Source organism: Lysinibacillus sp. SGAir0095 (assembly GCF_005491425.1).
Lineage (GTDB): Bacteria > Bacillota > Bacilli > Bacillales_A > Planococcaceae > Ureibacillus.
Genome location: NZ_CP028083.1, coordinates 2,094,156 through 2,116,117 on the forward strand (window position 1 = coordinate 2,094,156; position 21,962 = coordinate 2,116,117).

The following is a 21,962-nucleotide window of genomic DNA, read 5'->3' on the forward strand; positions in this document are numbered from 1 at the left end:
GTTTTTAAACAGCATTCATAAGACTCTTACATGAAATCAGCCGATTTTTTTCTAGTGTTTATTTTTAATTAATTTCTTCAAAAACTATTTGCAAATTAAAAATGCATCCTGGTTTAACCAAGCTGCATTTTTAATTTGAATTTATTCTATGGCTGATAATTCACTTTCTGTGACCCATTTATGATTCTTTACTTCTTCACCTGAAGTTGAAATGTAATCTACCATATATACCGTAGTTTCTGTTGCTGAATCGATTGTTGCATTTGCTCCTTGCATGCCTTCCATATGATTTGCCTTAAGAGTTACTTGATCTCCAGACTTTAAAGTTTCTTGTTCAGCCTCTTCTAATTCTTCATGGATGACCCACTTATGTTTAGTCACTGGCTCCCCACCAATTGTTGGTGTGTAAGTTACTGAATAAACCGTAGTATCAAATGCACCAACTATAGTAGCTTCAGCCCCATTCATTCCTTCCATGTGATTAGTTTGAATGATTGCTTTACTGTCGGCTGGGTATGTTGGATTAGTTGATTCTTTTAAACCAGTTGGAATTTCTCCATCACTTGAGTGATTCATGGAAGAATGATCCGTATCATAGGATTCCTCCAAATTCTTTCCCGAATTTTCATGTACTTCGTCTTCATTATTATCATTGGCACATGCTGATAGTGATATAACTGCTGCCAATGAAATAATCCCAAATATTTTTTTATTAAACAATTAAAACCACTCCAATTCTAAATACTTGAATTTTTTAATTCATATTTTATATTCCACATTATAAACACCAAATTTGCAAAAACTATGCAGATTAATTGTATTATCTTAATTCTTTGAAAGCATCCGAAAAAACAATCAAGAGTACCTATAATTATTTGAAAATTACCCGTAAATATTTGAAATAATCTTACCACCTGCCTACTTATTTGTAAGAGTGCTAAAATTATCGGTAATGATTTAGTTCCATTTATAGCCAATTCCCCATACTGTCTTTAGAAATTCATCAGTAGGAAATCCTGACATTTTAAGTTTTTCTCTTAAATTTCGAATATGAGAATCAACTGTTCTTATATCTGTTTCAGTTTCGTATTCCCAAGCGATATTTAATAACTCTTCTCGAGTAAAAGTTTTATTGGGCCTGGATAGTAAAGCTTTCATAATATAGAATTCTTTTAATGTTAGTTGAACCTTTTTTTCAAAGTATTGCAGGCTATACCTCTCAATGTCTAGAACAAAGCCATTGTTCGTTATATTCTTGGTTTTCTCATCCTTCGTGGTACGTCTTAATAGAGCGTTAACTCTTGCAATCAATTCTCTATCATCAAAAGGTTTTGTAATGTAATCATCTGCACCATGATTTAAACCTTTTACTAAATCCGTTTTATCTGTCCGTGCTGTCAGCATAATAATTGGTACATTTGAGAATTCCCTTATGGCTTTACATACATCCCATCCATCCATTTGAGGCATCATTATATCTAATAACACAAAATCAACTACTTCGTTTCTTAGGATTTCTAAAGCATTTTTACCACTAGTTTCCTTCAAACATTGAATCCCATAAGGCTTAAGAAATAACTCAACTAAGTCTAACATTCTTTTTTCATCATCTATTAATAGAGCTGTTTGCATTCTTCTATATTCCTCCAACTTCAAATCATTACCTTAAATGTGCTGCCTATTCCCAGTTCACTAGTCACTTCTATTGTACCTCCATGTGCCTCAATCAACTCTTTTACAACAGAAAGTCCAATTCCTGATCCACCATATGTTCGCGAGCGTGATTTTTCAACCCTATATAATCTTTCAAAAATTAATTCAATTTCATCTGAAGGAATTCCAAAACCTTTATCGATTACTGAAATCACTGTCCTATTATCCGTATTGTAGATTTCTAAACCTACTTCTGTATATTCGTTTGAATACTTCAGGGCATTATCTAATAGATTGAGTACAATTTGTTGTAAACGTAAAGGATCAGCGTAAATTTGAAATTTATCTGGAGCCTTAATTTTGAGTTTTAAATTTTTAAGTTTATATGAAGGTTCAACAAGTTTTTTAATCCTCTTTAGAAATTGATCTGACCAAAAGTACTCTTTAGCTACTGTAAAGGAGTTTTCATCTATTTTAGCTAAATCTAGTAAATTTTTTACGAGTTCTTTCAATTGCTCTGATTCTTCATTTATTATCTTAAGATATTGCTCGAGTTCTATCTCTTTTATATCTTTCCTCATAGCTACTTTTGCATAACCAGTTATATAAGTTAACGGAGTACTTAACTCATGTGAAATTACTGCTAAAAATTCATTTCTTTCATTTTTTAAACGTTCTAATTCCTTTGCTAGCTTTTGGATTGAGCTTGAAAGCTGGCCGAGTTCATCTTTACTGATATATGGAAGGGCTACATTAAAGTCTCCTCTACTTAGTTTCTCTGTGGCTACTTTCATATTAATTAGCGGTCTAGTTAGGACTTTAGAAAGTATTGTGTAAACGATTAAAATGATTGCAACACTTATAACGCCGGCTATTCCAAAGTGCAAAGTTAACTCATTTACCATCGCGTTTATAGATTTTGTACTTTGAAACATTAGGACATAACCAGAAAGCTCGCTATTTTGAAATGGATGTAAACTTGCAATATACGGTGAATTCTTATAGTCTGAAACCAATATTTTATCGTTTTCCGAATTTCCCTTCATTACTAAAGGAATATATCTCTCTAAGATTGGATTACTCTCATCAGAACTGCTAATTATGTTACCTTCACTATTCATAATAATAACTTCTCTATCACTACCATTTTCCATTAACACAATATGTTTAATTGTAGATTCAGAATAATTCTCTTGTAGGACATCACGATGATTGGCACCATTGGCTAATAATCTGGAAAATTCCTCATCCATTTGAGCATAGATAATATTTCGATGCAGATAAAACATAAGAACCATCCCCAATATAAGTATCACTGCAAAAAAATAGATCACCAATTTTGTAGAAATTCTATTCATTCAAATCTCACACCCTTTCAGTAGCTAATTATAAATAAAAAATATGAAGAAATTATGCAGAAGAAAAACTAAAAACGAACTTTTAGAACTCTCCAAATAGGTAATCGTTTTACTAGATTCATTTGATTATATTTTTAATTGGAATGAAGAACGAGTTGAAAGCATTTTATAAAGTCCTCTCTAAAGAACATCTTAGAAATTGTAAAAGTCGTATTATAGAATACTAATATTTACTATTTTCTTCATTTATACAGTGATAAATAATTGTGATATCAGTTTGTCAATAACTAAATATTTTCATATTTTCTACCTCATGCTAATAGTAAAACTGTGTATTTTTAATGGATTTCCTCATTTTCAATCGTTTTTGTATAGAATTTCTCTAATAAACGGATAAATATTCAAAAATTTATATATTATTTAAATAAAAAGTATTGCAATTTTGTGAACGCTTAAATAAAATGAGAATGTAAAAACTATTAAAATAGAATTTTACGAACACAAAGTAGAAAAAAATAACTAAAAAAGGGGGATGTTTATGACGGGGAATGTTAAAGAAAACATTAATTATGACAAAATTGCAGAAATGGACTCATTCAAAAAATTAACTAAAAGAAAGAACAACTTCTTATGGACTATTACTGCTATTTTTTTAGCTGCATATTTGTTATTACCGATCTTAACGTCATTTACTGAAATTCTACACCAAAAGGCTGTAGGGGAAATTACATGGGTGTGGTTCTACTCTGCTGGGCTATTTATCATGACTTGGGGATTAGCTCACCTGTATGTAGCAAAGGCAAATTCTTTCGATAAAGAAGCAAAAGCGATTATCGAAGAGTACGAGAGAGGTGCTGTTTAATGAGTATTACAGCTATATTAATGTTCGTAGCGATCGTGGGCTTGACATTAGTCATCACATGGTGGGCTTCAAGAAGAACAAGTAGTGCTAGTGATTTCTACACTGCTGGTGGTGGTTTAAAAGGCTGGCAAAATGGACTAGCTATTTCTGGGGACTATTTATCAGCTGCCTCTTTCCTTGGTATTGCTGGTTCTATCGCTTTAGCAGGATTTGATGGTTTCTTCTTCTCTCTAGGTTATTTGGTTGCTTACTTAGTGGTATTATACATCGTTGCTGAACCATTACGTAACCTTGGTAAATTTACATTAGCAGATATGATTTCTGCTCGTTTTGATGCAAAAAAGGTTCGTGGAACTGCTGCTTTAAGTTCAATTGTAATCGTTCTATTCTACATGATTGCACAACTTGTTGGTGCAGGTGCTCTTATTCAATTATTATTAGGTATTGATTACTGGATTGCCGTACTACTTGTAGGATTCATGATGACAGTTTATGTATTATTCGGTGGTATGACGGCAACAAGTTGGGTACAAATTATTAAAGCATGTCTATTAATGTTAGGTACAGTTATTATTTCATTCTTAGTATTAGCAAAATTCGATTTCAATATTTTAACAATGTTCTCTGAAATGACAACGAAAACAGAAGCTGGAGCTGCATATTTAAACCCAGGACTAAAATATACAAATGGAATTGACACAATCTCTATGTTAATTGCATTAGTATTAGGTACAGCTGGTTTACCACACATCTTAATGCGTTTCTTCACAGTTAAAGATGCACAAACAGCTCGTTCATCTGTTATTTGGGCTACTTGGATTGTAGGTATTTTCTATGTATTAACAATCTTCTTAGGATTCGGTGCTGCTGCATTCGTAGGTAAAGAAGAAATCGTAGCTGCAAATGCTGCGGGTAACATGGCTGCCCCACTTCTTGCTCAAGCTCTAGGTGGAGATATTCTATTCTCCTTCGTGTGTGCTGTTGCCTTTGCGACAATTTTAGCAGTAGTAGCAGGTCTAGTACTTTCTGGTGCATCTGCCCTATCACATGATATTTATGGACAAATTATTAAAAAAGGTAAAGTATCAGAAAAAGAACAAGTGGTTGCTGCTCGTGTAGGATCAATCATCATTTCTGTAGTGTCAATTATTTTAGCATTAGGAGCTCAATCTTTAAACGTTGCGTTCTTAGTATCATTAGCATTCTGTATCGCTGCTTCTGCTAACTTACCTGTTATTATTTACACAATTTATTGGAAACGTTTCAATACAAATGGTGCTGTAGTTGGTATGTTAACTGGTTTAATTTCTGCATTAATCTTGGTGGCTGTTTCACCAAACGTTTGGAATCCAGTTGAAGGCGCAGCTATCTTTGTAGGAGAAGCTCTATTCCCATTAGGAAATCCGGCAATCGTTTCTGTACCACTTGGCTTCTTGGGTGGATGGATTGGTACACTTCTTTCTAAAGAAACAAATGAAGCGAAATATCGTGAAGTTGACGTTAAAGCTCAAACTGGTATTTCTGTACAGGATGTATCACATTAATCTAAATCTAGAACCTCGGGTTACTTACCCGAGGTTTTTATTTCTACTTCCCTTTTTCATCACAATAGAATAATATAGAAATCAAATAGTATGTAGAGGTGAAAAATATGGCCAATTCAAACGCAAAGAAGAAAAGATTGAAGCAATTACGTGAGCAAGGAAAAGATGTGACAGTACAGCGAGGTCAGGTCAATTTTAGTACACATGAACGAACAACAAAGACGAAGAAAGAATCATTGGATAAAATCTATAACAAACATAAAAGGCATTTCCAGGATCATCACAAAGATCAACCTGGAGATGCCTTTTGTTTTTTTGCTAATACGACAATCGTAAGGAGTATAAATACAGAACCAATCCAATCGATCCAACCGAATGAAACACCAAGAAAGAGAACGGACGTAATGGCAGCTGATAATGGCTCAGCACATGCAAATAAGCTAGTTTCAGAGGCAGATAAATATTTTATGCTTTCTAAATAACTATAAAAAGAAAGAACTGTCCCACATAAAACCACAAATAAAAATGCAAAGTTAGTTGTGAAAGTCCATTCCCCTTCAAATTTCCATGGAGGTGCAACAAAGCTAAATACAACCCCACCAATAATCATGCCCCACCCTACAACAATTGTTGAACCCCATCTTTTTAATAGCTCAATAGGATGTATCGTATAGAATGCAAGTCCAAAAGCGGACAATATCCCCCAAAAGAAACCAAGCTTCGAGATAGATAGTGATTGTATATTTCCATGAGTTACAAGTAAAAATGTACCTAAAAGTGCTAAGAATACTGCAATAATTTCTTTTGTTGTGGGACGTCTTTTAGCTTTCAGAATAAAATAACTCGTTACAATTGCTGGACCTAAATATTGTAGAATCGTGGCAGTAGCTGCATTGCCATGTTGAATAGCTGCTAAATATGTATATTGAACACCAATCATCCCAATAATTCCAAATATAATAATTCCTAAAATATCTGCCTTATGTCGCCAAATATCAAATATTCTATTTCCTTGTTGTTTATAAGCGATTAATGTTAGTAAGAGACCAGCAGATAATAGACGTACAGTAGTTAACCATTCTGCACGGATATGTAAGACTTGAAAGAGATATTGCGAAACTGTTCCTGAAATTCCCCAGAAAAAAGCTGCTGTTAGCACTAAAATAATTCCCTTTTTCCTACCCTGTAATATCATATTAAACCTCCTTGAATATAACACAAACATCTCTATCTTATTCGTATTGATGGCAGAAAGCAATGTACATTTTATCTTTTCAGAATATTATTAACTGCAAATTTCTAAGCTAATAAAAAAAGATATATAAAAACGTGGTAACGTTTTTATATATCTCATACGAGTTAAAATTACTCCTACTCTTTTGTCGACACATTAACACGCATTAATTTTCCGTCATTGGATACATCTATTTTTAATGATCCATTCGAGTAGCGATCTGCTTTCGATAAAGATTTCACAACAATGGTTTCTTGCACATTTTTCTCTGTTTCTAATAAAACAGTATCATTCGCAGAAACAACTTTAACGGTGAAGATTCGATGAGGATTTGATTTTAATTCTTTTAAAGTGACTACGCCTCGTTTAGCTCTAGAACTTTTTTCAACTTCAGAAACATTCATTCGTTTTACTGATCCTCGATGTGTCACGATGACTACTTCTTGATTATCTTCTGAATTTAATAGATTTACAGCTGTTAAAACGTCTTCATCCTTTAAATTGATACCTTTAACCCCACCAGTTTTAACTCCTGTTACAGGGATTTCTTCGATATCAAAACGAAGACAATAGCTTAGATAAGTTGTTAGTAAGATTTCTGATTCTGTTGAAACAAGACTTGCGAAAATTACTTCATCTTCACCTTTGATATTCATTGTTTTAATAGGCTTAGAATAGCGAGTAACAGAGTAATCTGCTAAGGCAGAGCGTTTAATTTGCCCTTCTTTTGTTGCAGTAAGTATATAAATATTTTCTTTGTCGAACTTGTCAATACCAATCACTTCGATAATTTCCTCATCTTGATCAATTGGGACAATACTTGATATATGCTGCCCAAGATCCTTCCAACGAATATCTGGTAATTCATGAACCGGTTGATAAATGTAGTTTCCTTTATTCGTAAAGAGCAATAAATGATGTTGAGTGTTAAGAGTTTCTTCAAATAATAGATAATCAGAATCCTTCATTGCAAAATCCTGACCATTCGAAGCTGAATGAGACCTTGTACTTGTACGTTTTACATAGCCGTCTTTCGTTACCGTGACAACAACTTCTTCACTTGGCACAAGTACATCCAGCGTTAACTTAATTTCTTCGATTTCTGCTTGTATAATTGAACGACGTTCTTCAGCAAATTTTGTTCGAATTTCAGCTAACTCAGATTTGATTACTTTAATCAATTGTTTTTCATTCCCCAGAATATCGTTTAGCCTTGCAATGGACTTTTCAAGCTCTTCTTGTTCTGCACGTAGCTCTGTAATATCTGTATTGGTTAAACGATATAATTGTAAACTTACAATTGCTTCTGATTGAGACTCTGTAAAACCAAATTGAGCTTCTAAATTAGATTTTGCATCACGTTTATCTTTTGAAGAACGAATCGTCGCAATCACTTCATCTAAAATGGATATAGCTTTAATTAACCCTTCTACGATATGTAAGCGATCATTAGCCTTTTTAAGGTCAAATCTAGAACGTTTTGTTACTACATCCTTCTGGTGGGCTATATAAGAATCCAGCATTAATGGAAGAGTCATCATTGTCGGACGACGGTTATGAATAGCAATCATATTAAAATTGTAATTGACTTGTAGTTCAGTTGATTTATAAAGGTAGTTTAATATACCAACTGCTTGTACATCCTTCTTTAACTCAATCACAATACGAAGGCCAGTACGATCAGATTCATCTCGAATTTCAGAGATTCCCTCTAAGCGTTTATCTACCCTCTGTTCATCAATTTTCTTTACTAAGTTAGCTTTATTAACCTCGAAAGGAAGTTCAGTAATAATAATTTGCTCTTTTCCACCTTTTAGCGCTTCAATTGTGGCTTTTGATCGAACAATTATTTTCCCTCTGCCAGTTTCATATGCTTTTTTAATACCCTCTACACCTTGAATAATACCACCTGTCGGGAAATCAGGTCCTTTAATAACCGTCATTAGATCATCAACAGAACAATTTGGCTTATCTAAACGCATTAGTACTGCGTCAAGTGATTCAGTTAAGTTATGCGGTGGAATGTCTGTCGCATAACCAGCAGAAATTCCTGTAGAACCGTTAACAAGCAAGTTTGGAAATCTCGAAGGTAATACAGTCGGTTCTAAATCTTGATCATCAAAGTTTGGTACGAAATCAACAGTTCCTTTATTGATATCACGAAGCATTTCGGCAGCAATAGCAGATAAACGTGCTTCAGTATAACGCATCGCTGCAGGTGGGTCACCATCAACCGAACCGTTGTTCCCATGCATTTCAATAAGCATATGACGCATTTTCCAGTCCTGACTTAGACGAACCATAGCATCATAAACGGATGTATCACCATGTGGGTGGAAATTACCGATTACGTTCCCTACTGTTTTGGCAGATTTTCGGAAAGGCTTTTCGTTTGTGTTTCCTTCATTGAACATGGCATAAAGAATTCTTCGTTGTACGGGTTTTAAACCATCACGGGCATCAGGTAAAGCACGATCCTGAATGATGTACTTACTATAACGACCGAACCGATCGCCCATCACTTCTTCTAACGGTAACTCTTGATAACGTTCGGGTGTCGTCATACTTCTAAGTCCTCCTCATGTTGGATGAAATCACTATCTAGGATATTTAAGTCATCCTCCATACCAAAATCTACATTGGATTCAATCCATTTACGTCTAGGTTCTACCTTATCACCCATCAGTGTTGTAACGCGACGCTCTGCACGTGCTCCATCTTCAATTGTTACACGGATTAACGTTCTTGTTTCTGGGTTCATTGTAGTATCCCATAATTGATCGGCATTCATTTCTCCTAATCCTTTATATCGTTGGAGCATATACCCTTTTCCAACCTTTTGGATAGCCGATTGCAGTTCCTTTTCTGTCCAAGCATATTCAATCACTTCTTTTTTACCAGCACCTCTAGAAACCTTGTAAAGTGGCGGTAATGCAATATAAACTTTCCCTGCGTCAATTAAAGGTCTCATATATTTATAGAAGAAAGTTAATAGTAATACTTGAATATGGGCACCATCCGTATCGGCATCGGTCATAATAATCACTTTGTTGTATGCGGAATCATCTATATTAAAATCCGCTCCTACTCCAGCACCAATCGTATGAATAATTGTTGAGATTTCTTCATTTTTCATGATATCTGCTAGCTTAGCTTTTTCTGTATTAATTACTTTACCGCGCAGTGGTAAAATCGCTTGGAAAGTACGGTCACGTCCTTGTTTAGCAGAACCGCCAGCAGAATCACCCTCTACTAGGTATAATTCATTTCGAGCGGCATTTTTAGACTGGGCAGGAGTTAACTTCCCAGAAAGTAGTGTACTTGATTTTTTCTTCTTCCCGCTACGAGCATCCTCTCTTGCTTTACGAGCGGCTTCACGAGCTTGCTGAGCACGGATTGCCTTTCGAACAAGAGAAGCAGACAACTCAGCATTTTCTTCTAATACATAAAGCATTTGCTCTTGTACCACACTCTCAACTGCAGAACGAGCTTCAGTTGTTCCAAGTTTACTTTTTGTTTGTCCTTCAAATTGTAGAAGATGCTCAGGAATACGAACAGAAACAATTGCCGAAAGACCTTCTCGAATATCCGTTCCCTCTAGGTTTTTATCTTTTTCCTTTAGAAGGCCGACTTTGCGGGCGTATTCATTAAACACTTTTGTCATGGCAGATTTTGCACCAGTTTCATGTGTTCCACCATCACGAGTACGCACGTTATTGACAAAGGAAAGAATCGTTTCTGAATAGCCATCATTAAATTGAAATGCAAACTCAACCTCAATGCCTTCCTGAGAACCTTCTACATATTTAACAGGGTGAAGAACATCTTTTTCCTCATTTAAGTAAGTAACAAATGCTTCAATACCGCTCTCATAATGAAAAATATCAGTCTGTCCATCACCACGTTCATCAATTAATTCAATTTTTAACCCTTTTAATAAAAAGGCAGATTCACGCAGACGTTCAGCTAATATGTCGTAATTAAATTTAGTAACAGAGAAAATATCTTTGTCTGGAAGGAAATGAACGTTTGTTCCTGTTTCTTTTGTAGTTCCAATCACTTCAAGAGTTGTAACCGGTTTCCCACCATGCTCGAAGCGTTGGCGATAGATTTGTCCATCACGATAAATGGTAACTTCTAAATATTTGGAAAGTGCATTCACAACGGAAGAGCCTACACCATGTAAACCACCACTTGTTTTATAGCCACCTTGTCCAAATTTTCCTCCAGCATGAAGGATTGTAAAAATGACTTCAGGAGTTGGTTTCCCCATTTTGTGCATCCCAGTAGGCATTCCTCGACCATAATCTCGAACGCTTACAGATCCATCCTCATGAATTTTTACGATGATATGTGATCCAAATCCACCAAGAGCTTCATCTACCGCATTATCCACTATTTCATAAACTAAGTGATGAAGACCTCGACTGTCTGTGGAGCCAATATACATTCCTGGTCGCTTTCGAACCGCTTCTAAACCTTCTAATACTTGAATGGCATCGTCATCATATGCGATCCCTGGCTGATTTATTGCCAAATCAAATCCCCCTCCAAAAATACAAACATCCGTTCTATCTCTATATCAATCGTAATGATTATAGTAATTTCTGTCAATATTTCAATAACAGAAATAAGCTTTCTTATTGTATCAAACTCATGTGGCTCTATACAAATAGAAGTTTAGTTAATCAAATTCGCCTTGGTTTTAAGGCCAGACTTCACCAGAACTCGTTCGAGTAAAATCATTTTTGAAAATCTGTACCATCAACCGGAGACTTAGCCTCACGCAGGTTAATTTTATACCCTCTTTTTTTAATTTCTTATTCACAGCAATTATATAAGTACTTACTATTCCCGTGAAGTTAATTTTTACTAATTATACCTGTTAATTTAAAAACATATTGTACATTTATTCACGATAATTTTCACTTTTTCCTTCAACTTCATTCATTTTCTTTAAAAAAACTTTGTTATGATAGTATCACCATCAAGAATTGTATAAAATGCTACACAAGAAGTGACACTTAATGAAGGTCTTCTAATTTGTTGGTTAAATCATCTAAATACAAATACATCTTCCTCAAATGGTTAAAAAGGTGGTATATTGTTATTACAAGTATTAGTACCAACTATTAATTTTTTGAAAGGAACATTCTATGGTTAATGCAATTATTCTTATTTGTGCAGCATATTTAATCGGCTCTATTCCTTCTGGTCTTTGGATTGGCAAGATATTCTATAAAACTGATATTCGAGAGCATGGCAGTGGAAATTTAGGTGGGACAAACTCATTTCGCGTACTCGGAAAGAAAGCCGGCCTAATCGTTACGATACTCGACATCTTAAAAGGGACAGCAGCAACATTATTGCCACTACTACCCCTTTTCACTGAAACAACTATCCATCCTCTGATTTTAGGAGCTATAGCAGTTGTTGGACATATGTTCCCAATCTTTGCTGGATTCCGAGGAGGTAAGGCTGTAGCAACTTCTGGCGGTGTATTATTAGGCTATGCTTGGCCACTATTTCTTTTATTGGTCGCAGGATTCTTTGTAGCATTAAAACTAACGAAAATAGTTAGTTTGTCATCGATGATTGTTTCAGTCGTTGCTTTGATTTATAGTATTATTTATGTAATTGTCACAGGTGATGTAGCCTTATTAATTTTAATTTTACTATTAACGGCATTCATTTTCTATCGCCATCGTGCAAATCTAAAACGTATAAAAGATGGAACTGAACCAAAAGTGAAATGGATGTAAAGAATGGTCTGAAGGGAAGTTTATGGAATGAACATTAAAGTTACCAAGGAAGCATTGCGTTGGTTTAAAGAAGAAATGGAAGTATCACCAGGCGACATGATTCGTTTCTACGCACGATATGGTGGTGCCTCTCCCTTCCACGAAGGATTTTCACTAGGTATGAATCGTGAAGAGCCACATGATATAGGGGTAAAAGAAACAATTGAAGGTGTTCATTTCTATATAGAAAAAGACGATCTTTGGTTCTTTAATGAACATGATTTACTGGTAGATGTAAATATAGAAACAGAAGAACTTAAATATGACTATTTAAAGTGATATCAAGAGCGGGAAGTAACCTAATGAGGACTTCTCGCTTTTTTATTTTAATAAAGGTTTTTAAGTAATTAGAATCGAATAGTAATAGCTAAATAAGAATTTAAATGAGGTCTTAATATGGAATATTATAAATCAATCCGTATATTTGTTGGCTCTAAACCGTTAATTTTACCTGGCTCTGTTGTCATCATTGTAAATAATCAAAAGGAAATTCTTTTGCAACAACGCCCTAATGGCAGCTGGGGTTTACCTGGAGGTTTGATGGATTTAGGTGAAAGCTACGAGGAAGTAGCTTGTAGAGAGGTTTTTGAAGAAACAGGATTAATCATTCAAGATTTGAAATTGTTAGGGGTCTTTTCAGGAAAAGATTACTACTGCAAAATCGAAAATGGCGATGAATTTTATTCGGTCACAGCCGTTTTTCTTACTAAATCCGTTAGTGGTGATTTAAGGCTCAATCAAGAATCAAAGGAATTAAAGTACTTTTCACCACTTCGGCTTCCAGAAAATATAAAACATGAGTACAAAGGATTTATTACACCCTATATCGAAGAAATCGTCTCCTGATTTCTCCATCATAAAACGAGTTGACTCTCATGCTATCAACTCGTTTTAACTAACTGATTCAATTAGACGCCAACTGTTTTTTCAATGCGGAATTCATCCCACTAGCAGCAGCAATAGATTTCGTATCAATTTGAATCTCTCCTGGTTTACTTGCTTTTCCGATTAAGTAACTTTCCAGTGTCATTCCAAAAAAGTCACAAATGTATTGAAACTGTTGTATCATCGGAAGTGCCTTAATAGATGGCCGATCTCCTCCTACGGCAATTACATATGCACTTTTCTTCGCTAATTCTTCTCTAAAGTTAGGACGGTCTTTATCTCGTAAAGTTTGAGACCACCGATCAATAAACAGCTTCATTGTCCCACTCATACTATACCAATAGACTGGGGTAGAGAAAATAAGTATGTCATGCTGAAGTACCTTATCAATAACTACATTATAATCATCTAGAACCTCTTGAAAACCCGCCTCTGAATGCCGTTCATCCTTGATGGGTAAGATATTATATTCTCTTAGATATATTCTTTCAACTGTTAAACCATTTATAACTTGCTCGGTTAGCCATTCCGTATTCCCATTTTCCCTTGTACTTCCATAAATAACCGCAATTGACATGCCTTGATTCGCTCCTTTCCAACCAACATATTCATTTTCAACATATGAAAGAACCCTAATACGATCTCTAACCGTGACTAAGCATTTAATCCCTGTAAAGAAACAGTAGCATGTATACGATGAAATGTGAACAGAAAAATATTGTTCAAAACCTAGTAAGAGGTTTTGCTATGAAGTATTAAAAATTATTCTAGCAGGTAGTGGTTTTTAGGAAGTCAGATTGCGTTTCAATCCGCTTTTAAAGGATATGATGTTGCAGTGAATGATATTAATGATGAAGGTATCGATGTTTAAAAAAATCAATTTTCATGCCAAGATTGATTGAACCTTATTCTCCTATATATTAAGCAACAATACTCCCCTATTTATTTTATGATGATCTTATCCCTAACCTATCCCATTTCTTAAAACAAGATTGCAAGGTTTTCTTCTGTTTTTCTATTTAGAACATATAATAAAACATATTTTACTAGACATTAAGCAAGAAGTTAAACTCCATCGATTGATTTAAAGTAAATTAAGGAGTGTGTGATAAATGACTAATGGTTGGACTAAAAGAGAGATTCGTGATCTAACAGGAAAAGTAGCAATTGTTACAGGAGGGAATAGTGGAATCGGTTACGAAACAAGCTTAGCCTTAGCAGAAAATTACGCTACTGTAGTTCTTGCTGTCCGTAATATCAATAAAGGACTTGAAGCTGTAGATAAAATTAAGAAAGAATTTCCTAATGCAGATATTCACGTAATGAAATTAGACTTAAATGAATTAGAAAGTGTAAGGGAGTTTGCAGAAGAATTTAGAAAAAAATTTCGTTCTTTATCTATATTGATCAACAATGCTGGCGTACTAATGCCTCCTCGTAAAGAGACAAAGGATGGTTTTGAATCTCAGTTTGGGATAAACTATCTTGGGCATTTTGCATTAACCGGTTTATTACTAGATTTAATCATTAAAACGCCAGATTCAAGAGTTATTTCCATTGGTAGTATTTCGGCACACAATATTAAGCCTGAATTTAAAGAATTTTTGGGAGCAAAAAAGAAAACAAACACCAGAAAATGCTATGCTCAGAGTAAACTCGCTTGTATGTATTTTGCTAAGGAACTTCAGTATCACTTTCGTGCGCGTAATATCGATTCAATGAGTATTGCCTGTCATCCTGGCATTGCTCAAACCTATATTTTTGGGAAGGGCTCTCGGAAACTTAAAACTCGTTTAACCCGCGCTTCGTTAAAAGTTATTGGACAAAGCGCTGAAGCTGCTGCTTATCCAATTTTGTATGCAGCTACAGAATATTCGATGCGTGGTGGCGAATATATTGGCCCTGACGGACGAAAAGGAATCAAAGGCTTTCCAACAGAACTTGAGATTTTAAATGAACAGTTTGTTGAAAATGTATCCAATAATTTATGGGTACTATCTGAAAAGCTAACAGGTGTCACATATAAGTTTTGAAATGAACAATCCCCCCTGCCACTAAAGAGGGGATTGATTATTATTAATGACGTTCGAATACAACACGACCAGCTACGACCGTTTTAACTGCCTTTGCATTCAGCATATCTTCTGATGAACCTTCAAATAGATCGCGATCAAAAATTGTAAAATCAGCATCGTAACCTGGGCGTATTAATCCTCGACTATCCTCTTTTCCAATGGCTTGAGCACTACCATATGTGTAGGCTAGGATGGCTTCATAACGCGTAAGCTTCTCATTCGGAAGATAGCCATCGTGAGGATCAAAAGGTTTTTTACGTTCTACTGCAGCATAAATTGAAATTAATGGATCGATATCTTCAATAGGAGCATCGGTTCCAGCAGAACACATAATCCCTCTGTCCAACATTTTTTTCCATGCATAAGCATACTCTAGACGCTTCTCACCAAGCCTATCAGCAACCCATGGGAAATCGGATGGCACAAAGGCTGGTTGTATATCAATGACAGCCGATAATTTTGTTATACGTTCTAATAACTCCTCATTCAACACACAGCAATGGATTAAACGATCACGCTTTCCAGCTGGTACTGGATATTTTTCAATTGCAGCGATGACCTGCTGTGCAGCCGCATCACCAATGATATGGACTGCAATCGCCTCGTTGTACGAACGAGCTAATTTCACCAGTTCTACTAATTGTTCATCTGTATGAATGAATAGACCTTTATTTTCAGGATTATCAGTATAAGGTTCGATCAAAGCAGCCGTAGCTCCACCCAATGAACCATCTGCAAAAATCTTCATGGCACCTGGTTCGATAAATGGTTCATCAAATGAAAGGTTTGCTTTCATCATTTCTTCAAAAACAGTATGATGTCGCAATAAATTTACGCGGAAGTGATGCTTCTCTCCTATCACTCTTTCATAAGCAGACAACGGATTGGTATATTTACCAAAATAACTCATATCTTCAGTATGGCCGCCTGTTAACCCTTTCGACAACATATCATCAATTGAACGATTTAAAGCATCCACTAAATCTTGTATGTACGCTTCGCCCTCACGTGGAATGGCATTCTTCACTAAATTACAGGCTTGTTCATATAACAATCCATTTAGCTTTCCTTCAGAATCTCGACCAATTTTGCCACCAGCAGGTGAAATGCTGTTTTCATGAATATCTCCAGCTATTAGGGCAGCTGTATTTCCTAATACTACATGATGACATACTCGAGTCAAAAGAATTGGCCCTGTTCGTAAGGCATCTAGCTCTTGAATCGTTGGAATTCGCTTGTCGATAAAATTATTTTCATTCCATCCTTCTCCGTATAGCCATTTATCTGCTGGTAAATCTTTTGCAGCTTCACGTACGAATGCAAGCATTTCATCTGCTGAAGTAGCTTTTGACAAATCTAATCGAATTAGCTTTTCACCGTGGAATAGAATATGAAGATGACTATCAACTAAACCCGGGTACATTGAAGCACCATTCAAATTGGAAAAAGTATCTGCTTTGGATTCTAGTTCTTCAAAGGTCCCTACTTCTAAAATTTTTCCATTCTCCACTAATACTGCTTCGACTTTTTCATGTTCGGAAGCCATCGTATAGATTGGCCCACCATGCCACAACTCTTTCATCTTATCAATTCCTTTCATAATTTTTTGTTCCAACATTTAGTTATAAATACTAGATTTTCTACTAATCTCATTATGCTATTTAACTTCAAAATCCTCAAGTAAAGGAAGTCCTTCCAAAAAAAAAGACACGTGAATCGTGTCTTAGTGCAAATGACTTAGTTCATTTTTTAGAATTTGTTCATATTCCTTTGATGTCTTGATTTGAATCGTAATCGAACCTTTTTGATAATAAGTTTTAACGATAAATGGAATCCCGGTTGTATTTTGAAAAACAAAATCAAGGCCTCCAAAGGAAACAGTTGCATCTCTTCCTTTTGGTACATATCCGACATCACGTGAATGATTATGTCTTTCGATGATTTTGATATCTAATTGGTCGACAGCATTGAATAAGGTAGATGATGTTTGACAGATTCCACCGCCTATTCCCATAATCATTTTTCCTCGGATAATTTCCGGTGCCATTTGATAGCCAGACGCAACATCTCTTGGACCTACAACAGAATTAAATGAAAATATGTCATTGTTTCCGACAATTACATTATTTATAGCCATTGCAGAAAGCTCAATGTTTTTACTTCGGCCAGAGTTATGTGCTCTAAACCGAGTGGAATAAGAAGCAAGTACAACTTCATTGAAATAAGGAATATCTTTAATACTATAGTCACTTTTAGTGTACTTTAATGGTAGTTCTATTTCTCCCCCCGAGAAAGAATGCTGGATTATTAGTTCAACAAGCTCTTCTTCGTTCACTGTTATCAGGGGTCTACCTTTAATAATTTCGCCATTCTCATCAATTTTATCTAATATCATTGATTTTCTATAACCGCCACTATCAACAGAACCATTCACAAATTGATGAACCCACTTTTCCAATTCTTTTTTATACTGGGAGATGTCTACAATCAAATCATAATCGGTAGGTGTTATGTTCTTTACTATTTCTTTAGTAAATGGATCAATAATTTTTATCGTTCTTTGAGAGGGTGTTTCACTTTGTATGGTTTCCTGAGCATTTGTGTGGAAAGCATTGATCGAAAGGAAAAAAATGAGAGTCATGAATAGTACTTTTTTTAATTCAAACACTTTTAACCCAACCTAACATTGTCTGTCGTTGAGTTTATCATTCCCTAAACGACTTGAAATATAAAATGACCATTAAAATTATTCAAATACACCATTTCGAATGATCTCAACATCGACTTTAATATTAACTTTCATGTCTCTGTACAGTTCACTCCATTTCTTAGTAGTAAGATCTACATTTCGAACTTGTGATTTATAATGTTCCCCAAAGCCAAAGATATCTGAATTTACTTCTTGGCTATACTCAAGGACTCTAGTCATTTCTTCCTTAATTTTTTCATTCATTGCTTTCTCGATTTTGTCCAACATTTTAGCATCGCTAGTTGAAATGGTATTTTCGATTTCTAATATTCGACACATCATTTTTACCGTTAGATTAAATTCGTTTTTCTCAGGATTAACAACTTTCATTCCTCTAGTTGTCTTAATGGAATCAACCGCAATTTCTAATTGATTATCTTTAAATTTGGAAGCGTCTATTGAATCTCCATCCAAAGAAAGATCAAGTGTTCCATCCTTGAAATTATCCTGCATCATCATAATATAGAAAAAATCATCTGCCGGAAGTTCGCCTACCATTTTTTCATTACTAAAAAAAGCAACTCCATCAATCTGAATAAATTCCCCCTTCTTTGCGAGGATGGGCATTGCATAGTTTCGTACTTCAGAGTAATGATCACGTACAACCTCATGTGTCGTTGAGGAGATGGTTTGTTGTTGTTTGACATTATGATCGATCAAGTTATAAATATGTTGGCCGACATCCGAAACATCCTTATATTGATACTTAAGGAGAGACTTGGATGTACCTTTTACAACAGCCAGATAAACACTGGTACTTACCTCATTATTCATCATTAATGTGTGTATAGTTTGTCCAAGTCCGTTTTTTGCTAACTCTTCTCCGAATAACACAACACGTAATTGACCAGTTGCTAGTTTTTTTGCGGTTTTCATATCTGTTTTAATTCGAGTACCTTTACTTGTTTTATCAGTTTCTGATTGAACTTCCACTTTACTCTCGAATTCAGGATTAATTTGTCTAATTACAGCGGTTGTAGTAACTTTATCTTCTTCTTCCATGTCGTAACCAAGTAAAGTAACCAATCCTATCCTTTCAAGAATTCTAGATTCAGCACATCCCATTACTAACATACAGCACAATAACAACACTACTAATAATTTTACTTTTTTCAATTACTTCTCTCCCAATTTTTAAACAACATCTTTTTTATTAAAGCCATAATATAAAGTAGAAAGGGATAGATATAAACAATACAAAAAGCAATTTGAGCAAATAAATGGTTCGCTTTATCTATTTGTATTCGTGATTGTATAGGGATATTGGCGAAAAATATAAGAATACAAAATAGCCAAATAAAAGTTGTTTCTCTCAGCTTTTTAATTCGATTGATTCCTCGATAAGCTGCCCAAGAAAATAAACAAAGGTTCGGTAAAATAATCATCATCCAAAAGCAGATAATAATAATTTCGATTCTTTCTATAAATGGAAGCTTTACAACACTAAATAAAGTAAGTGTTGCCCAGACAGTTCTATCTAATTGATTCTCACTAAAGTAAACAATCGTAACTAGCATTACAGACAAATAAATAAACAATGTAAAAAGTAAACCCAAATGAACATATTTTTGTACGTTATTCTTTTCCTTAGCAAAAGGATATAGAACATTGATAATTTCAAAGCCAACAATTGTGAAGGTCATTGAATATGCGCCTTTAAGGATGCTTGTCAAATCATTTTTAAAGATTGGAAGTATATGATTGTAGTGTGCGAACTCTAATGGCATAAACAAAATTATTAAGATCCAGAGGCCAGTAAAAAAACTAAAAAAACAGACTCCAATCATAATTCGCAATCCACCAGAAAATGCATAAATAACTAGAAGCAGCAACGTAATTGTAATAAATGACTGTGATAAATTTTGGAATACCCAAGTATTTATTACTTCAATATAATTTTTAATTACGGAATAAAAGGCGAAAGAACAATACAATACATAGATTAAATTAAGAAAATTGCCAATGTATTTACCGAATATTTCCTGATGAATCCCATATAGGTCATTTGATGGAAATAATTCGAGAGTTTTAATCATGACAAATACAACAATATGTGAAAATATGGTGGCTAATATTACGGAAATCCACGCGTCGTTGCTGGCATCTTTTACAACCACTCGTTGAAAACCGTGGATTCCAACACCAATTTGAGTTGCTACCACAACAAAAAAGAAGAGAGAGGTACTTATTTTTTGGCTATTACTGATTTGGAGAGTAGATTTCATTTTTTCACCTTCTCTTCTTTGGAAAGTGTGTTTTCTGTATCCTTTCCAGTTTCAGTGGATCTTGAATTCGCAGCATGCCGCTTAACTAATGGAAATGGCAGTCTTATAAGACTATCTGACCAATCTCCCCATCTTGGTGGATAAATTGGGGCTGTATAAGGAGCACCTAAAGTTGACTGTCTTAATAAATGAATAATCAAGTAACAAAAGGCAAGCATTATTCCATAAAATCCCCAGAATCCTGCTAAGATAATGATTGGAAAACGTAAAATTCTAATTACATTCCCCATCAAATAATTGGGTGTTGTAAACGAAGAAAGTGCACATAAAGCAATAATAATGATTAAAATATTGCTTGTTATACCTGCTTGAACTGCAGCAGTACCTAATACAATACCTCCTACAATCCCAATTGTTTGACCGACCTTTGTAGGCAACCTTGCACCTGCCTCCCGCAATAATTCAATGATTAATTCTAAAAGCAAGGCTTCTATAATTGGCGGGAACGGAACAATTGCCCTCGATTCACTTAACGGTACTAACATGGGTTGCGGTATTACCTCATAATGAAAGGTTAAGGCTGCAACGTATATGGGTGTAAAAAAAATGGATATTAAAATTGCCATGAAACGTAATAAACGAATAAATGTAGCGATGGGCCAACGAAGATTTTGGTCTTCTCTACTTTGAAAAAATTCAAAAAAACTATAGGGGCAAAGGATTCCCATAGAACTTCCATTTACCATAATTCCGACTTTCCCGCTTACCAGGCCATCACAAAACCTGTCAGGTCTTTCTGTTAGAAGCATTTGAGGGAACATTGAAAATGAATTATCATCAATTAACTCCGCCAAAACAGCACTATCAATCAGGTCGGTTAGGTCTAGATCATTGATTCTTTGGCGAACAGTATTAACGTGTTGCTCATTTGCAATACCATCAACATATAAAAGAGATACTGAAGTATTTGTTGCTGTTCCTAGAACAAACTTTTCATTACATAAGTTAGGGTTAGTGATATATCGTCGAATCAGGGATATGTTTGTTGCTATATTTTCGTTGAATCCAACCTGTGAACCGATAACTTGGGACTCGTTCTCCGGTGCTGATAAGCCTCTCGATTGATAGGAGGAAATTTTTGCAACAACTAGTTCAGGATAGCCATCAACATGAATTAACACAGCTCCGATTAATAGTTCATGAACAGATTTATTTAGCTCTGTTAATAAGTCGACCTCAGCTATTAGAAGCTTTTCTTTAATAACTTTTGGAGATGTACTATTTACTTTTTCAAGCGTAGTTAATATTTGTTCATTCAATGTTTTTCCATCAATTAAAAAGTCAAGAAATGCAATCGTTATGGAATCGCTAATTTTTTTGACAATCAAATCAGCTGGTGAATGAATCGACTTTTTAAGTTTATCAAGAAATTCAGTTTTCGAATTTGGAATTGGTGTTTTTTGGGGTTCTTCTTTTTTTGCTGCGTTATTAGATGGATTTTCTTGCTTATTTTTCTTTCTAAACATAAAACTTCTCTCCATTTCCTATCTTTACATAGGATGTCTTAATAGAGTTG

At 34.9% G+C, this 21,962-nt stretch carries 18 protein-coding genes and 1 pseudogene; 7 read left to right on the forward strand and 12 right to left on the reverse strand.

What is annotated here, in order from left to right:
* Positions 1-141: 141 nt before the first annotated feature.
* The 3 genes from C1N55_RS10315 to C1N55_RS10325 form a co-directional block, all read right to left on the reverse strand.
* Positions 142-720: a YdhK family protein gene (locus tag C1N55_RS10315; RefSeq protein WP_137728743.1), complete on the reverse strand. Its 579-nt coding sequence runs from the start codon at positions 718-720 to the stop codon at positions 142-144.
* Between the two features lie 237 nt (positions 721-957).
* Positions 958-1,632, reverse strand: coding sequence for a response regulator transcription factor (locus tag C1N55_RS10320; RefSeq protein WP_137728744.1), 675 nt, complete (start codon positions 1,630-1,632; stop codon positions 958-960).
* 20 nt (positions 1,633-1,652) lie between these two features.
* On the reverse strand, positions 1,653-2,942 hold the full coding sequence (locus C1N55_RS10325; RefSeq protein WP_240758256.1) for a sensor histidine kinase: 1,290 nt from the start codon (positions 2,940-2,942) through the stop codon (positions 1,653-1,655).
* A gap of 607 nt (positions 2,943-3,549) precedes the next feature.
* On the opposite strand from C1N55_RS10325, the gene C1N55_RS10330 reads away from it, so the two are divergent.
* Positions 3,550-3,873: a DUF485 domain-containing protein gene (locus tag C1N55_RS10330; RefSeq protein ID WP_137728746.1), complete on the forward strand. Its 324-nt coding sequence runs from the start codon at positions 3,550-3,552 to the stop codon at positions 3,871-3,873.
* The gene (locus tag C1N55_RS10335) at positions 3,873-5,417 is read left to right on the forward strand and encodes a solute symporter family protein (protein ID WP_137728747.1); all 1,545 of its coding nucleotides are present in this window, start codon (positions 3,873-3,875) and stop codon (positions 5,415-5,417) included. Before C1N55_RS10330 ends, C1N55_RS10335 begins: the two co-directional genes overlap by 1 nt.
* Positions 5,418-5,706: 289 nt before the next feature.
* Here C1N55_RS10335 and C1N55_RS10340 read toward each other — a convergent pair whose 3' ends face one another.
* The 3 genes from C1N55_RS10340 to parE all read right to left on the reverse strand — a co-directional run bounded on the left by C1N55_RS10340 (position 5,707) and on the right by parE (position 11,188).
* Entirely contained in the window at positions 5,707-6,612 is a 906-nt protein-coding gene (locus C1N55_RS10340) for a DMT family transporter (protein WP_137728748.1), read from the reverse strand.
* A 176-nt stretch (positions 6,613-6,788) separates the two neighbouring features.
* On the reverse strand, positions 6,789-9,215 hold the full coding sequence (gene parC, locus C1N55_RS10345) for a DNA topoisomerase IV subunit A (RefSeq protein WP_137728749.1): 2,427 nt from the start codon (positions 9,213-9,215) through the stop codon (positions 6,789-6,791).
* The gene (parE, locus tag C1N55_RS10350; protein WP_137728750.1) at positions 9,212-11,188 is read right to left on the reverse strand and encodes a DNA topoisomerase IV subunit B; all 1,977 of its coding nucleotides are present in this window, start codon (positions 11,186-11,188) and stop codon (positions 9,212-9,214) included. The genes parC and parE overlap by 4 nt, the downstream gene beginning before the upstream one ends.
* A 619-nt stretch (positions 11,189-11,807) precedes the next feature.
* On the opposite strand from parE, the gene plsY reads away from it, so the two are divergent.
* From plsY to C1N55_RS10365, 3 genes are all read left to right on the forward strand, one after another.
* Entirely contained in the window at positions 11,808-12,413 is a 606-nt protein-coding gene (plsY, locus tag C1N55_RS10355) for a glycerol-3-phosphate 1-O-acyltransferase PlsY (RefSeq protein WP_137728751.1), read from the forward strand.
* Positions 12,414-12,440: 27 nt separating this feature from the next.
* The gene (locus C1N55_RS10360) at positions 12,441-12,731 is read left to right on the forward strand and encodes a HesB/YadR/YfhF family protein (protein WP_137728752.1); all 291 of its coding nucleotides are present in this window, start codon (positions 12,441-12,443) and stop codon (positions 12,729-12,731) included.
* 117 nt (positions 12,732-12,848) lie between these two features.
* Complete coding sequence (locus tag C1N55_RS10365) at positions 12,849-13,298, forward strand: NUDIX hydrolase (protein ID WP_137728753.1); 450 nt, start codon at positions 12,849-12,851, stop codon at positions 13,296-13,298.
* Positions 13,299-13,356: 58 nt separating this feature from the next.
* Here the strand turns inward: C1N55_RS10365 and C1N55_RS10370 are convergent, their stop codons facing one another.
* Positions 13,357-13,914: a flavodoxin family protein gene (locus C1N55_RS10370; RefSeq protein WP_137728754.1), complete on the reverse strand. Its 558-nt coding sequence runs from the start codon at positions 13,912-13,914 to the stop codon at positions 13,357-13,359.
* Positions 13,915-14,098: 184 nt separating this feature from the next.
* Here C1N55_RS10370 and C1N55_RS21025 point away from each other — a divergent pair.
* Positions 14,099-14,199 (forward strand): annotated as a pseudogene (locus tag C1N55_RS21025) (3-hydroxyacyl-CoA dehydrogenase); the annotation flags it as partial.
* 250 nt (positions 14,200-14,449) lie between these two features.
* A complete protein-coding gene (locus C1N55_RS10375) occupies positions 14,450-15,370 on the forward strand; it encodes an oxidoreductase (RefSeq protein ID WP_137728755.1) in 921 nt (306 codons plus the stop codon).
* A gap of 43 nt (positions 15,371-15,413) precedes the next feature.
* Here C1N55_RS10375 and C1N55_RS10380 read toward each other — a convergent pair whose 3' ends face one another.
* The 5 genes from C1N55_RS10380 to C1N55_RS10400 form a co-directional block, all read right to left on the reverse strand.
* Complete coding sequence (locus tag C1N55_RS10380) at positions 15,414-16,994, reverse strand: amidohydrolase (protein ID WP_137728756.1); 1,581 nt, start codon at positions 16,992-16,994, stop codon at positions 15,414-15,416.
* Positions 16,995-17,135: 141 nt separating this feature from the next.
* The gene (locus C1N55_RS10385; RefSeq protein ID WP_240758257.1) at positions 17,136-18,080 is read right to left on the reverse strand and encodes a VanW family protein; all 945 of its coding nucleotides are present in this window, start codon (positions 18,078-18,080) and stop codon (positions 17,136-17,138) included.
* 78 nt (positions 18,081-18,158) lie between these two features.
* Positions 18,159-19,277: a Ger(x)C family spore germination protein gene (locus C1N55_RS10390; RefSeq protein ID WP_240758258.1), complete on the reverse strand. Its 1,119-nt coding sequence runs from the start codon at positions 19,275-19,277 to the stop codon at positions 18,159-18,161.
* Positions 19,274-20,386, reverse strand: a complete 1,113-nt coding sequence (locus C1N55_RS10395; protein ID WP_137728757.1) for a GerAB/ArcD/ProY family transporter — start codon at positions 20,384-20,386, stop codon at positions 19,274-19,276. Before C1N55_RS10395 ends, C1N55_RS10390 begins: the two co-directional genes overlap by 4 nt.
* Positions 20,383-21,912 carry a spore germination protein gene (locus tag C1N55_RS10400; RefSeq protein ID WP_240758259.1) on the reverse strand — a complete coding sequence of 510 codons (1,530 nt, stop codon included), beginning with the start codon at positions 21,910-21,912 and terminating at the stop codon, positions 20,383-20,385. The genes C1N55_RS10395 and C1N55_RS10400 overlap by 4 nt, the downstream gene beginning before the upstream one ends.
* Positions 21,913-21,962 lie beyond the last annotated feature (50 nt).

What these genes read in the sequence shown, in the direction of transcription:
- parC (WP_137728749.1), bottom strand. Translation starts at nt 9,215, where the DNA reads ATGACGACACCCGAACGTTATCAAGAGTTACCGTTAGAAGAAGTGATG.
- C1N55_RS10325 (WP_240758256.1), bottom strand. Translation starts at nt 2,942, where the DNA reads ATGTTTTATCTGCATCGAAATATTATCTATGCTCAAATGGATGAGGAA.
- C1N55_RS10330 (WP_137728746.1), top strand. Translation starts at nt 3,550, where the DNA reads ATGACGGGGAATGTTAAAGAAAACATTAATTATGACAAAATTGCAGAA.
- C1N55_RS10380 (WP_137728756.1), bottom strand. Translation starts at nt 16,994, where the DNA reads ATGAAAGAGTTGTGGCATGGTGGGCCAATCTATACGATGGCTTCCGAA.
- C1N55_RS10370 (WP_137728754.1), bottom strand. Translation starts at nt 13,914, where the DNA reads ATGTCAATTGCGGTTATTTATGGAAGTACAAGGGAAAATGGGAATACG.
- C1N55_RS10375 (WP_137728755.1), top strand. Translation starts at nt 14,450, where the DNA reads ATGACTAATGGTTGGACTAAAAGAGAGATTCGTGATCTAACAGGAAAA.
- C1N55_RS10400 (WP_240758259.1), bottom strand. Translation starts at nt 21,912, where the DNA reads ATGTTTAGAAAGAAAAATAAGCAAGAAAATCCATCTAATAACGCAGCA.
- C1N55_RS10335 (WP_137728747.1), top strand. Translation starts at nt 3,873, where the DNA reads ATGAGTATTACAGCTATATTAATGTTCGTAGCGATCGTGGGCTTGACA.
- C1N55_RS10360 (WP_137728752.1), top strand. Translation starts at nt 12,441, where the DNA reads ATGAACATTAAAGTTACCAAGGAAGCATTGCGTTGGTTTAAAGAAGAA.
- C1N55_RS10365 (WP_137728753.1), top strand. Translation starts at nt 12,849, where the DNA reads ATGGAATATTATAAATCAATCCGTATATTTGTTGGCTCTAAACCGTTA.
- C1N55_RS10340 (WP_137728748.1), bottom strand. Translation starts at nt 6,612, where the DNA reads ATGATATTACAGGGTAGGAAAAAGGGAATTATTTTAGTGCTAACAGCA.
- C1N55_RS10320 (WP_137728744.1), bottom strand. Translation starts at nt 1,632, where the DNA reads ATGCAAACAGCTCTATTAATAGATGATGAAAAAAGAATGTTAGACTTA.
- plsY (WP_137728751.1), top strand. Translation starts at nt 11,808, where the DNA reads ATGGTTAATGCAATTATTCTTATTTGTGCAGCATATTTAATCGGCTCT.
- C1N55_RS10395 (WP_137728757.1), bottom strand. Translation starts at nt 20,386, where the DNA reads ATGAAATCTACTCTCCAAATCAGTAATAGCCAAAAAATAAGTACCTCT.